Origin of the sequence: Pseudomonas sp. KCJK9111 (assembly GCF_046231935.1) — a bacterium.
Classification (GTDB): Bacteria; Pseudomonadota; Gammaproteobacteria; order Pseudomonadales; family Pseudomonadaceae; genus Aquipseudomonas; species Aquipseudomonas parafulva_B.
In genome coordinates, this window is sequence record NZ_JBJJMO010000089.1 from 1 (window position 1) to 13,132 (window position 13,132).

The 13,132-nt window shown below is 57.8% G+C and carries 9 protein-coding genes, 1 other RNA gene and 2 pseudogenes; all 12 read right to left on the reverse strand.

The window, feature by feature from the left end; genetic code table 11:
- Window positions 1–285 precede the first annotated feature (285 nt).
- Window positions 286–987 carry a M48 family metallopeptidase gene (locus ACK59L_RS20170; protein ID WP_409275617.1) on the reverse strand — a complete coding sequence of 234 codons (702 nt, stop codon included), beginning with the start codon at window positions 985–987 and terminating at the stop codon, window positions 286–288.
- On the reverse strand, window positions 984–4,310 hold the full coding sequence (locus ACK59L_RS20175) for a type I restriction endonuclease subunit R (protein WP_409275619.1): 3,327 nt from the start codon (window positions 4,308–4,310) through the stop codon (window positions 984–986). The genes ACK59L_RS20170 and ACK59L_RS20175 overlap by 4 nt, the downstream gene beginning before the upstream one ends.
- A gap of 57 nt (window positions 4,311–4,367) precedes the next feature.
- A complete protein-coding gene (locus tag ACK59L_RS20180) occupies window positions 4,368–4,490 on the reverse strand; it encodes a hypothetical protein (RefSeq protein WP_409275621.1) in 123 nt (40 codons plus the stop codon).
- A 31-nt stretch (window positions 4,491–4,521) separates the two neighbouring features.
- Window positions 4,522–4,671: a hypothetical protein gene (locus ACK59L_RS20185; RefSeq protein WP_409275623.1), complete on the reverse strand. Its 150-nt coding sequence runs from the start codon at window positions 4,669–4,671 to the stop codon at window positions 4,522–4,524.
- 1 nt (window position 4,672) lies between these two features.
- Complete coding sequence (locus ACK59L_RS20190) at window positions 4,673–5,986, reverse strand: restriction endonuclease subunit S (RefSeq protein ID WP_409275625.1); 1,314 nt, start codon at window positions 5,984–5,986, stop codon at window positions 4,673–4,675.
- Complete coding sequence (locus tag ACK59L_RS20195) at window positions 5,979–8,474, reverse strand: N-6 DNA methylase (protein ID WP_409275627.1); 2,496 nt, start codon at window positions 8,472–8,474, stop codon at window positions 5,979–5,981. Before ACK59L_RS20195 ends, ACK59L_RS20190 begins: the two co-directional genes overlap by 8 nt.
- Window positions 8,475–8,586: 112 nt before the next feature.
- Entirely contained in the window at window positions 8,587–8,928 is a 342-nt protein-coding gene (locus ACK59L_RS20200; protein ID WP_409275629.1) for a hypothetical protein, read from the reverse strand.
- Window positions 8,925–9,905: pseudogene (locus tag ACK59L_RS20205) on the reverse strand (integrase domain-containing protein). Before ACK59L_RS20205 ends, ACK59L_RS20200 begins: the two are co-directional and overlap by 4 nt.
- Entirely contained in the window at window positions 9,883–10,242 is a 360-nt protein-coding gene (locus tag ACK59L_RS20210) for a hypothetical protein (RefSeq protein ID WP_409275631.1), read from the reverse strand. Before ACK59L_RS20210 ends, ACK59L_RS20205 begins: the two are co-directional and overlap by 23 nt.
- Window positions 10,226–11,622 (reverse strand): annotated as a pseudogene (locus ACK59L_RS20215) (YfjI family protein). Before ACK59L_RS20215 ends, ACK59L_RS20210 begins: the two are co-directional and overlap by 17 nt.
- Before the next feature lie 566 nt (window positions 11,623–12,188).
- Window positions 12,189–12,580: a transfer-messenger RNA gene (gene ssrA / locus ACK59L_RS20220) on the reverse strand.
- Window positions 12,581–12,678: 98 nt separating this feature from the next.
- Window positions 12,679–12,969 (reverse strand): hypothetical protein, encoded by a 291-nt coding sequence (locus tag ACK59L_RS20225; RefSeq protein ID WP_058605955.1) that lies wholly within the window; start codon window positions 12,967–12,969, stop codon window positions 12,679–12,681.
- Window positions 12,970–13,132: the final 163 nt, after the last annotated feature.

The window sequence follows — 13,132 nt, forward strand, 5'->3', positions numbered from 1 at the left end:
GCTGAGCGGTGAAAACTACGAGTGCAGTCTATTTGTTGAGTATAGATCTACACATTATTCAATAATTGCAGCGTTACTGAAAGAGCCACGTGCGCTAGATGTAATTTGAGGGTTGATTTGATAGAAATTGGTTGGCTGGAGCTTTGTTATTTCGAAAATTTTCTGGATGGGCTAATCTGTGACTTTCAAATTCCGACCGTGCCTATGCTACAGTTTTGTTCTTGGTGAAAAAACACGTTGCAATTGTGTAGATTTTCGCTGAAGGCAATCAATGTGCTCTGATTTTTAGACACCTTCGACTTCTATCCCGTGTTCCGCCAACCATGTCTTGCGCTGTGAATAGTCAGGCATGACTCGTTCCAGACGGAGCCAAAATTCTGGGGTGTGATGTGGCTCTTGCAGGTGCACCATCTCATGCACCACCACATATTCCGCAATGGGCTTGGGCAGCAGAATTGTCTTCCAATGGAAGTAGAGCTGCTCGCCCTTGCCACAGGAGCCCCACCGATAGCCCAGATCCTGCACACGTACACCGCTTGGGATGAGGTCCATGCGGGCTTGGTGGTTCTTGACGCGTAAGGCCAGCCAACTGCGCGCATGTTCGCTGTACCATCGGATGAAATGCTCGCGAGCTCGTGGTAGTTCGCTACGCAGCAGGCGAAAACGACCCGCAGAGAGTTTCAGCGGCACATCCTGCTCATCAACCATTTTGAGGCGATAGCTTCGTCCCAGATATAGAAAACCCTCGCCATCAACGTATTCCTTGATCGGGACTGCGCGCTGCAGGCGTTCCTTTTCGGCAAGACGCGAGTAGATCCAGAAGCTTTTTTCCGCTACGAATTGCCTCAGAGCTTGCTCATCAACCCCAGGTGGGGCAGACAGAATAAGGGCGCCGTCACGCTCGACAGTGATCTGTAAGGTCTTACGCCGCGCGCTGCGGCGTAGCGTCAGCTGCAGATCGCCCACGGTAAGGGTCTGGCTGCTCACAGTTGCATCAACCGATCATGGCTAGCTCTCGCTTGGTCCATCAGCCGGTCAGACAGTACACCCGCGGTATCGCTGTCCACCAAGGGAGGACGTAGCCGCATCAGGTAATCGAATAGCTGCCCGGCTAGTTCCTCCTGTGCCGCTCGCTTGCGCGGGCTCCAGATATCGCGGTGGCTTTGGAGTTCGCCCACCAACAAATCGACCAGTTCCACCGTTACATCCTTCAAACACAGCAGCTCGGCGGGCTGCGGATTGGCGTCGGCACACACCACATCCAACAGGGTGCGCAGGAAGGGTGCATAGTGCTCAGGCAGATCCAGAGGGCTGTAGTCATCGCTCATTTGACCGCTGCGCAGCTCGTTGATGATCTTCTGCATCTGTTCAACCAACTGATCCCACTGCTCGCCCAGCGACTTGAGCAGCTCGTTCAGGCGTTCAGACAGCTTGCGATAAAGCACCGGATCTTCATCAGCATGCTTGCGCACATGCGAGCGAATGGCGTGCTCCATCTCTGAGGCCTTGGCGCGGTCGTTGACGCTACGGGACAACTGTTTCTCGAAGTCTGCATCTGTGAGCTGGATCGGCGGAATCTTCGGGTCGATGCCTAGCGAAATAACGTGATCGTCGATTAGCTTGCGCACCTTGGCACCGACATCCTTGCCCAGTTGCGGCAGGTCCTTGTAGCGACCGCGTGCCCGTGCATGGATATAGGCGAGGCGCTTGGCATCCTTGACGAAGGGAAGACCCTCGGGGCGTGGCAGTACGGTGTCCAATGAGTCGAGGAACGCTTTGAGCTTTACCGTAAATTCGGCGCGCACCTTTTCCGACTCCAGTGCGGCAATGCAGGCTTCGGCATCTTCCAGCGACTCGATGCCCTGGCGACGCAGCACGTCCACTACACGCAGATGACGATCTCGCAGCACCGGCACCTCGTCCTTGATGCTGCCGAGCGCACCTTCGATATCCTCGTCGGCATAGGCTGCTAGGGCTTCGCGCAGGTGGTTGGCGACCCCGTAGTAGTCGACCACGATGCCGCAGCGCTTGCCGAAACCAGTACGGTTGACCCGCGCAATGGCTTGAAGCAACTCGGCCTCCTTGATTGGTCGGTCAAGGTACATCACCCCTTCGATGGGGGCGTCAAAGCCGGTGAGCAACATAGACTTAACGATCAGGAAGGCCAGCGGATCTGCCTTGCCCGGTTGCTCATGATTCAGCGGCTTCTTGAAGCGCTGGATCAGTTGTTCGTGCTTGCTGCCATCCGTCCAAGTTTTCCACTCGGCCGGATCGTTATTTGAGCCAGAAATAATCGGTGCGAACTCCAGGCTGCGTAGCTTGTCGCGATAGCGCCACGCCTGCACGCGTGCCTGCAGCTTGGGTGGACGCTGGCACAGGGCCTCATCGTCGAGATCCTTGTCGGCTGCTGGCAGCGCTTTAGCCTCGACCAGTAACTCATCACGGGCGTCCTGCAGCGCATGGAAATAGCGGATTGCCGCAATCCGGCTATAGGCTACCACCTGTGCCTTGTAGCCATTGGGCAGGATGTTGGTGACGTAGTGTCTGAGGATATCGCGCGCCTTGTCGACAATCAGCGCGGGGGCATCCAATATATGCCCCTTGGTGGCGTACTTTTTCTTGATCAATTCCAGCTCGTCCTGACTGTGCTCGCGGAACAAATCCTCGAACAGCTCATCCAGGCTCGCCCCGTCTTTCACTGCGCCCTGGGCAGTGCGTCCTTCGTAAAGCACAGGCACTGTCGCGCCATCTGCCTCGGCTTCCTTGATGGTGTATTTGTCGATGAATGCGCCAAAAATTTCGTGGGTGCGTTTCTTATCGCCCATGATGATCGGTGTACCGGTAAAGCCGATGCGAACGCAATTGGGCAGTCCCGCCAGCAGGTTCGCGTGCAGATCACCGGCCTGGGTGCGGTGCGCCTCATCGATCAATACTAGAATGCTCTCGCCGTGGTTGAGCACCTCGAATGGTTGGCTTACCAGATAGGGAGCGCGCTTTTCTGCGGCTTTGAGGGGTGCCTTAGGTTCCGCCGGGATCGGCGCCTCTCCATTGTCCTCCTGCTCGGGATTGCGATACTTCTGGATGGTGGCGAATAGCAGGCCTGGGCCCTGGCGGCGTGCCAAGGCTTTAACGCCCTCGATATTGGAGGCCACCTCCGGCAGCTCACCGCTCAGAGTAGCGGTAGCGGCGAGCTGGTTTTGCAAGTCTCTACGGTCAGTGACCACGATGATCTTGAAGCGGCGCAGCTTTGTATCCGTGCGCATCTTGCGCACCAGAAATACCATGGTCAGGCTTTTGCCCGAGCCTTGGGTATGCCAAACGATGCCGCCGCGTTGGTCACTTTCGCCATGTTCAAGACGAGTCTGCCCGCGTTTCATGCGGTTCACTGTGCGGTTCACCGCGCGGTACTGCTGGTAGCGGCAGACCGTCTTGATGGTCTGCCCGCCAACCTGCATAAAGAGCATGAAATGTTGGATCAGATCGAGCAGGTGGGCTGGCGTAAGCATGCCTGCCACCAAGCGCTCCTGTTCGGACAGTTTGGCTTTGCCCAACTGCTCGGCTACTGACTGCTCGCTGCCGTTGCCATCCGGGCCAACCACGGTCTTCCATTGGGAGAAATGCCCGAAGCCAGCACCAATGCAGCCCACCCGTGCTTCGTCGTAGCTACTGGCGATCAACAGTTGCACGCTGGCGAACAGTGTCTCGTTGCCCTCGTTTTCCTCGACCTCGAAGGCCGCCTTGCGCTGGTTGCTGTAGCGGCGCAATTGGTCGACAGCCTCGGCCAGCGGTTCTGGAATGGACGGGCTCTTGCACTCCACCACCACCATCGGGATGCCGTTCACCATCAACACCAGATCCGGGACGATAAATTTCTTGCCGCTGTTATAACCCGGCGGGCAATCCACCCGGAACTGGTTGATCACGCTGAAGTGGTTATTGGCTGGGGTGGCCCAGTCGATGTACTGGATGGTCTGGCCGCGCCCGCCCTCCCAGCCCGGGAGGCCGTCGACAGTGATGCCTTTGAGCAGCAGCTCAGTGACTGCCTGGTTGGTTTCCATCAGCTTGCCGGGGCCCACACGGGTAATGGCCGCCAGTGCTTCGGCAATGCGCTGCTCATCCAGCCAAGGCTGACCCTCGCGCAGGTTGATGGCACGCAAGCGCTCGGCCAGTGTGGAACGCTGAATAACTTCACTGAAGCTGCTACGGCCAGTGATGGCCGGGTCGTCGAGGCTGCCCTCGATATGCTTCCAGTTCATTCCCTGTAACTGAGCCACAAAGGGTTTTTCGACGTCTTTCAGTTCCCAGCCCACGGGTCACTCCTTTAATCCAGTTCAGGCATGTATGGGTTCATACAGGCTCATAGCGGCTCATAGCAGCTTGGGTACGTGAATGCGCGCCACCGTCACGCCATCCAGGTCGTGGGTCTCGGCCTGTACCTCCAGCGAAGGTGAGGTGCGCGCCGCGACCGTGCCGGCCAAGCTCTCCTGCAAGCGATGCTCGCCATGCAGCCCAGTCGGTGTGCTATCGTCCTCGACGCCAAGCCATTAGGTCGCCGCCCTCGGCATTGGCCAGGCAGACCAGCGCCTCGATCAGCTCGCGGTCGGGGAGCTTCTTCAGGTCGCTCTTGAACTCGACGATGAGGGATTCGTGGGGTGGCAGGCGCTGGGACATATCAGCCTTCCTTTTTTGCGGAAATTCGCTGCATCGACTCAAGCAGTGGGGTAGCGCGCACGCGGCCGGTCAGCAAGTCGTCCATCAGGCCAAATTTCTGAGCTCTAACTTTCGCCAAGTAATTGGTTTCCTTAGCAAGGCGTGACACATGTTGGTCCAATATCTTCGCAATGGCGGTCTGCTCAGAACGCTCCGGAACCGCCAAGACCAAGGAATCGATGGTGCTTTTGCTGAGATTAGGTTGACCTGACCCTTGCACAGAGGCAAGTAATCTTGGCGCAGACCAAATGAGCGCCCAGTAGATCCAGCGACCATCCTGGTCAGTATTCGGCACTGCAGCTAGAACAGCTTGATTTGTAGTAGCTGGGATAGCGAGCCAAGACACCACACCAGCAGTGGCTCCATACATAGCGATCAAGGGGGTGTCCGCAGGAACCCACTTTGCGGAGCTATTCCGAAGCCCTAGCTGCGTGATTTGCTCGTCAGTTGAGGATATTGACTCTCGATTTACCTCTGTCGATTTGACCCATGAAATGTCACCACCGAAGAAGCCGGGCGTATCGCGGGACGGCGTACCACCAGCGTATGTATTGGCAATATGAGCAAGTGTTCTACAGCTCCACTTCCTTGGAACCCACCCTAAGGGCGACTCTTTGTAGAGCTGCGGCGCTTCGTTCTGCGGTGGGTGTAGTTGGCCGTTCACGTCGATGCCACGGGTCAGCAGGTCGTGCAGCAGGCCCTGTTTGACGGCCTCGAGCTTGCCGATCAACGCCTCGGTTTCGCGGATGGCGGTGTCGAGGGTGTCAAGGATTTTGGCGATAATCGACTGCTCGGCTGGCGCGGGGTAGTGAACCGGAAAAGCCAGCAGCTTTGACTTGGGCAGATTCTTCATGCTGCCACTGGTGCCAGTTGCATGTACTTCAACGTAACGGCGATAGTCTGCAGACTGCAGTATGAAAGAGAGCCAGCGCATGCTTAGTTGCGTTTGATCTCTGGGTTTCAATTGCCAGAGTCTATCCGGCAAGAACAGGGTGGGATGCGCCTCGCTCACGTAACAGGATTCACCAACCAGAGCGGGCGTGTTCATACGACTGACAAGAATTGAGTCAGCCTGCACGGGCTCGGCTACCAGCCTGCGTTCATGCAGAAGAACGGCTTTGTTCTGCTCGCTAAGAAACACTCCGCCGCTAACTGCGCTGGTCTTTAGTACGCCGATCTCGCCTGCGCCGTGGGGGCGATCCTCCGCATTTACGCTGATGCCAGCATCGAGAGAGGCGATAGCGTCTGCGAGTGTTCCCTTGGCCCAGTCAGACATACCCCAGCCCCTCCAGAAACCCCTGCAACGCCTCTGTCGCCGAATTGCGCTTCTGCTCGAGCTCGTTCAGCGTCACACGGTATTTGTCCCACCAGTTCTCGAAGGCCGTGACGATTTTTTTGCGTTGATCGGCGATATAACGCTCGACGATGGTCTGCATGTCGTTGTGTAGAATGGTCAGCAGCAGCTCGGCTGCCTGCTGCTCATCCAGCTCATCGACAGCCTGTTTTAAGTGGCTGGCGAAGTTATCCTTTTGAGTTTTGAGCTGTTTCTTTAGCTTGGCAAGATCAGCTTTCCAGGCTTTGATCTGGGCTTCGTCGACGATGTTTTCATCGTCGTCCATATTTGTCTCGCTATCGGCTTCATCAGATTCTTCTTCATCGGAAGAGGTGGCGGCCTTGATCTGGCCTTCCAATTCCGTTTTTTTCGCTTCCAGCTCTGCCAAACTAGAAATGAAGTCGCCGAGTAGGAACTTCACTAGCTTATGCTCCAGCGGGCTTTGCTTGCTGGCTTTGTCTTCCAGAGCGGTGATGATGCTGGTACGCCAAGCGTCGATTACGCCCCGGCTGCCGCGAGCCATCAAGCTAAGGAAGTCGTATTTGCTCTGGTACCAAAAGCCCGCGACGATGCCCCTGACTTGGAACGGGTCGAGCAGGCCGATACCTTCCAGCATCTGGCTAAAGCTGACCAGCAGTTCGCTGCGCAACTCGACCAATGCGGCGTTGTCTTCCTGCTCCCCAGCAAGGGCTGTGATACGTGGGCTGTGTGTGTGCCACCAGCTCTCGAAGGCTTCATGCAGGGCAGTTTCTTTGGCCTGCAGGCCGGCGTTGCCTTCGATGGCCGACTTTAGGTCGGCTCGGCGGTTCAGCTCGGTGCGGAAGTCGAGATACTGTGCATCGCGCGCCACGAACAGGTCCAGCGGGTCGAGGCCATGGGCGGCAAATAGCGAAGCTTTCGCTTCGATTTCGGCCTTGGGTACCCCGCCCAGTAGGTGGGCACGTACGTCATGCGACTCGGGCGGCGGTGCGTTATCCACGTAGCGGCGGATATTCAGGTTGTAATCGTTGTCGCGCAGGATGGCGATATCCACCACGTCGCTGAGACCGTCGATCCGGCGAAACTCATCGAAGGCGGTAGTGATCTTCTCGATGTGCTCGGGCAGCAGGTAATTCTGCGCACGGCCCTCAAAATATTCGCGGTCGGCGTTGATAAAAAGCACCTTGCCCTGGCGCTTGGCCGGTTTGGCGCTGACACGGTTGGCGCCTTCCTGCTTTTGTTGGCGCAGGATGAGGATGCATGCCGGAATGCCAGTGCCATAGAACAGGTTGGCCGGCAGGCCGATCACGGCTTCGAGCAGGTCGTTTTCGATAAGACCAGCGCGGATACCGCGCTCCTCACCGCCCCGGAACAGCACGCCGTGGGGCAGTACGGTGGCGATCATGCCTTCGTCGCGGGTCACGGCAAGCATGTGCTGGACGAACATCAAGTCGGCCTTCTTTGAGCCCAGCGGCACCTCGCCGAAGCGGAAACGCTGCTCGCGGAATGTCGGGTTCCAGGCCAGGCTGCCATCCGGGCTTTTCTCGGTGTGGCCCCAGTTGATGGAGAACGGCGGGTTGGTGAGGATCCGGTCGAAGCGGCGCAGTTCGCCACCCTCGATATGCCGAGGGTCGGCCAGGGTGTCTTCGTTCTCCAGCCAGGCGTTACTGATGCCGTGCAGCAGCATGTTCATCTGCGCGATGGACCAGACGGTGCCGTTGAATTCCTGGCCGAACAGGTTAGCTTTACGGCCGTCTTCGCCGTGCTCGTCGATATATTCCTTAGCTGCGATCAACATACCGCCCGAGCCGCAGCAGGGGTCGTAGACATCGTGGGCCAGCGTCGGCTTGAGCAGGTGCACCATCAGCCGCACCACTGAGCGTGGCGTGTAGAATTCGCCGCCTTTCTTGCCTGCCGAGTCGGCAAACTCTGCAATCAAGTACTCGTAGGCGGCCCCGAGCAGGTCTGGGAATTCGAAGTCACTGTTACGCAGGCGCACTTCACCAAAGTGGGTAATGAGTTGGCGCAGCTTCTGATCGGGAATCTTGCTCTGGCCGACCTTGCGGGTGAAGTCGATGTGCTCCAGCACCCCCTCCAGGGAGACGTTATTTTCCTCGATGCCGCCCAGCGCCTTGTTAAGCAGGTCGCCGACATTGATGTGCGCTTCGTTGAGCAAATACTTGAAACGCGAGTGGCTGGGCACCCAAAAATTACCATCACGCTTGTACCAGCGCGGATTTTCCGCCGTGACAAAGGCCTCGGCCTTGCTCTTGCCGGCATTTATTTCATCGGCTACCACCTGCTCATAGCGCTCCTCGAATACGTCGGAGCAGCGCTTGAGGAACAGCATACCAAAAATGTATTCCTTGAACTCCGAGGCATCCATCTTGCCGCGCAGAATATCGGCAGCCTTGAACAGATGGCGTTCCAGTTGTTGCAGCGTGAGGGGCATTGCGGAATCTCTTGTGGGCACCCAGGGAGCGGATGCCGATCCTGATGGTATTAGATGCCGGTGATTGTATCCCAATCCAAGCTCGGCACTGAGCAGTCTTGGTTGCAGGGGTTCAGGAAAATTTCATTATCTCCCTCACGTCATCCCGCCCATAAGCGGTGTTGCGACATACGGCTGGGGCGATCACCAAGTCTCGATCCTTGCCCAATCGCTTCCAGACCAATGAAGCCGTGAGTAGGTAGTAATACCGAGTGGCATCGGAATGGTCTTTCAGGTACTGGGTGAGAAACCAGCGAACATGCTTGAGTTGCCAAGTGCAAGGATTATCACGTTGCCAGCGCTTTTGAATGGCCGCTTGCATGACTCGAGCTTGCCGAAGGTGGCGTTGCTGTGTTGCCTTCGAACCAGTCAGTACGCCGCTCAGGAACAGCGCTATATCGAAGGGTCTGGTCACGCTCGACCTCCAATGTAGGCCGAAACGACATCTATCCGGTTGTGCCCGAGCTCAAGGCTGATTTGTAGGCGCGCCTGTCGATCCCGGTCGGGGTCAATGTGATAGCAGCGGCCACCATTGACCGGTGCAGCGTGGCCGGTGAGTTGTTCGTAACGCTCGCAGGCGTAAGCTGCTCGCAGTTCATGAAAACCCTTCAGCTCTTGTTTATGCAGCGTTTCGCGGGCGGGGAGCACGGTCTGATGCAGGAACGCGGCGTAGCTTTCGTTTCAGGCCAGCAAGTTGCTGCTGCCGGTCGGTGCCGCATGACGAGCAAGCTGCAGCGCTGCCTTCACCGCTTCATTGGCTTTGATCCATCGCGGTGCTGATGCTCCTGAGCGGCCACCTTTGGTGCCATCCTGGATGTTGATACGGCCCAAGTGCTCGGTTTCGCGTTGCAATCGCGGTAGGTCAGCCAGAATCGCTTCACGCAGCCGCATACCAGTTATTCGGGCCAACATGACGATCGCGGCTACCCGTTCGTGATGGTGTTCCACCAGCGACAGCACCACTCGCTGTACGTCTTGATAATCTTGGCCGTCCGGCGCACGAGTGCGTACGTTGGAGCGGTGCTGTCTCAACGCCTGGCTCGGGCTGGTAATTCTCACGTCCTGATCACCGCGCAGCGCAGCAAGGGTGCGGTTAACGCTGCTCAGGCGGTTTTGCGCGCTGGCGATGCACAGTTCGCCTTGCTGGATCTGCTGGCGCAGGTATGCGACGTAATCCTCCAGCGTCTGTCGATCAATCTGGCGTGCATCGTTGTAACCGGGGCCGTCCTCCGATCGGCTCCAGCGCACGAAGGCTTGCCAGCGATCGCTATGCGCTTTGACGGTAGCGAAGTGGCCGCCGGCAAACAGATCTTCCAGTGCTCGTCGACCGGCGTAGCTCAGTTGGCGACCGTAGCCAAAATTGCGACCGTCACGCCGACCCACCAGCACCATTGTCTTCACCTTGATCGTTGGTTCGTAGGAGCAGCAGCAGGGCTTTCCAGTGGGGGCTGATGGTATCCAACTGTCCCCAGTGTGCAGGGCGGATGAGGAGGGCATTCTCGCTGCGTTGCAGCAAAGCCCCTTCTTCTTGCAACTGCTCGATAAGCCGAGCGAGGTCGGTTGACTCAGATGTTGGAGCGGCGACAGCGGCGACACTGGCGACAACCCCCGCCGCATCTGGATTGGCACGTGGCGACAAAGTGGTGGCAGTGGCGGCGACACACCGTAACTCGGTCGGCGAGCGATGTTGCGCCCGGTAGCGGCGCCCGGCGTCATTGAGGCGGAACATGACGGACCTCGAATATGTCCCCAAGATTGTTCAGCCAGTTATGGGCAACCAGCTGCAGCAATAACTCGGAGGTGTGCCGTGTGCTTTTACGGGTAAAGCGAGGACCGTTGCGTGTGATGTCGCGAAGGCGAAACGGTGGCCAGTTCTTCTTTATCAACCAGCGAAGCAGGCAGTCGGCCTCTGCGCGAAGCTTATTCAGAGGCTCCTGTTCAGTCAGTCGTTGGTTCTCGGCCAGGTAGTAATCCATCAGCGTAGAGGCGCGTTGAATGTGCATTTCTTCCAAGACAGTCGATTCTTCAACCACCGCCATCACACCAGCCATGCGTAGAACTTTCGCGGCGGCTTTGCCCGCAGGAGCTTGCACGTTGACCAGCTCGCCGAATTCTCCGGACTCGCATTCAATGGTGTCGTGAATGGCAATCCATGCTTCACGGGCACGGGGGCTTAACTCTAGGGTTACAGGGTTGATGCCGCCGTCTTTATGGCGTGACCAAGGCTTCTGCATGAGCGAGGCAATGCGCTGCTGGTACAGGTGCACCTTTGGATCTCGGGTTAGGTCGATGGCTTTGTACAGTCGTTGTCCAACTAGACGCTCTGGCCAACTGATCAGACAGCGTCCCAGGATGCCCTGGTCTTTGATATCAGCGTCCTGCAGCAAGCGGTCTGCCAGGCGGGTTGCAGCATCAAGTACATGCTGAGACGGCGGTCATAGGCACGCAGGCTTTCCCCTGCCATCGCGCGCGACCGATCAATCGGGCTGCCGTCCCACAGCGTCGACAAGTGAGTGATCGCCTTGATCATGTTGTCCTTGCTCATGGTGCTACCGCCCAAAAACTGCCCGCCCTCATCGCTAAACAGCCCCATGCTCGGCAAACCGTGGCACAGGCTTTTGACCAGGCCCTCAATGGTCGGCTCAGCAGTGAGCAGTCTTGGTTGGGCAGGTTCAGGTTGGGCGTCCAGTGCTGGCTGTGCTGACTTTTTCGAGGTTGGCGATTTCGCGGTGAGGCTCATTGCAGCTCGGTGCGCCTTGAGCTGTTCGCCATAGGCGATCCACTGCTGTCTTTCCCAGTCGCGTACGGCCTGCAGCGCAATATGGTCCACCGCGCTTTTGCGATCACCCGAGCAAGCCACCGTCAGCAAGTACAGCGACAACGGATAGATTCGGCCGTCGAGGTGAACATTGGCGTGCGCCTGGCTCGTCAAAGCTGCCGTGGCTAGAACAGATTGCGCGGCCATGGCGCAGGGCACGCCGATCACATCGGCCATGCACTCTACAGCCGGCCCCAAAAGATCGCCCAGCGCCGCGACCGGGTAGGGTAGGGGCGTAATCTGCTGCTCCAGCAAGGGGCGTGGTGGCCCTTGTACTTCGCGCAGTTGCATAGTCGCCCTCCATAAATTACCGATCTCTCCCTCACGTCATCCCGCCAAGAATGCTGAGTGTCATCAGGGATCAAGGCCCCTGCGAGCTGTAAGGATGTCCACTGACGCGGGACTGGCGGCTCCTTACGACCAGAAGCAAGGGCATCTCATGATCCGGCCTCCTGAGTACCGATAGCGGTGGGCGGGTGGAGGCTGCACTGGCTGACGAGACCAGTGCCGCGAGATCCTGAGCTGGGTGGAAGCAGCACTGCGATGACCGGGGCATGCCTGACTGTCAGTCAGGTGCAGTCCATTCCATGGTCTGCGGCACCATCATCTACAGCGCTGTTGCTGGTAACACCGGCGTTTGTCACGTCGATTGTCACGAGGGGGATTGCCGCTGAGGGGGTGTGCTATGAGGGCAGGGGCAGCGGAAAGAGCGTTCGTCTCTTTGCTGGAAAAAGGAGCCGGGCGATCGGTTAGGTGGCCGAGTGCGGCCAGCGGAAACTCCATTGCATGAGCGCTTGAAACTTCACCAAATCACAGACACAAAAAAAGACGCCCATAGGCGCCTTCCTTCGTCAATTTGGTGGAGCCGGGGGGATTTGAACCCCCGTCCGCCAGTACTCCGCTGTCGGTACTACATGCTTAGCCGTGTCTACTGAGTTAATCCGCAGCCGCCCGACGGGCAGGGTGCTTTGGACGAGTTGGGTAAGTTTTAGTCGCTTTGCCCCCAACGTGCTACACGACGATCCTGTTCTGTATGACAATCACTTCGGGTTTACAGGCATCCCCTGGTGATTGCTGGAGCCGAAGCTACCAGGAGAGCGGGCTCAGCTGCTTACGCAGCGAGAGCGTAGCCCTCGTAGTTTTCGTCATTGGCAACTATAGAAAGTTGCAACAGTGGATTTACGAGTTCTGTTACCAACTCGGCATGCACCTAGAGTTTCGCTACCGGCGTCGAATCCTAATCGGCCCCACACTAGCTCTAAGCTAACGCACCTTACGGCACGTGAACCGGAGTATACGGCATTGCGCGGGCGGCGTCGACAGCAGAGCGCTCACCCGCGCGATGCATCAGGCGCCGCCGCTGCTCGAGCCGCTGCCTTTGTTGGTTTTGTCCAAACGTTCAACGACTTTGCTGGTGATTTCGATGCATTTCTTGGTGTCGCCGGAAGCTTGGGCTTGCTTGGCTTCGTCCACTTTGTTCTGGACGGCGGTGTCCAGGCCTTCGGAGGTGGCACCGGCGGTGGCCATGCTGTCGTTGATTTTCTGCAGGTTCAGGGCGCACAGATCGTCGGCAGCGAAGGCCGGCGAAGCGAGCAGGGTAGCGGCCGCGAACAGGGCCGAAAGCGCGGTACCTTTCATGGGAGTCTCCTCTGTGGCCTCTGGTAGGTGGGCCTGTAAAGGTGGACTGTGCCGTTTGGCTGACAGTTCCGTTGTGATGGTGGCGGGATGGTATGAGGGTTTGTGGCGGGGTGGTGGCCGGGGTGTCTCTTATAAACATCTCCCAGCCCCCGAGACTAGGCAT

What these genes read in the sequence shown, in the direction of transcription:
- ACK59L_RS20185 (WP_409275623.1), bottom strand. Translation starts at nt 4,671, where the DNA reads ATGTCCCAGCGCCTGCCACCCCACGAATCCCTCATCGTCGAGTTCAAG.
- ACK59L_RS20190 (WP_409275625.1), bottom strand. Translation starts at nt 5,986, where the DNA reads ATGTCTGACTGGGCCAAGGGAACACTCGCAGACGCTATCGCCTCTCTC.
- ACK59L_RS20195 (WP_409275627.1), bottom strand. Translation starts at nt 8,474, where the DNA reads ATGCCCCTCACGCTGCAACAACTGGAACGCCATCTGTTCAAGGCTGCC.
- ACK59L_RS20210 (WP_409275631.1), bottom strand. Translation starts at nt 10,242, where the DNA reads ATGTTCCGCCTCAATGACGCCGGGCGCCGCTACCGGGCGCAACATCGC.
- ACK59L_RS20225 (WP_058605955.1), bottom strand. Translation starts at nt 12,969, where the DNA reads ATGAAAGGTACCGCGCTTTCGGCCCTGTTCGCGGCCGCTACCCTGCTC.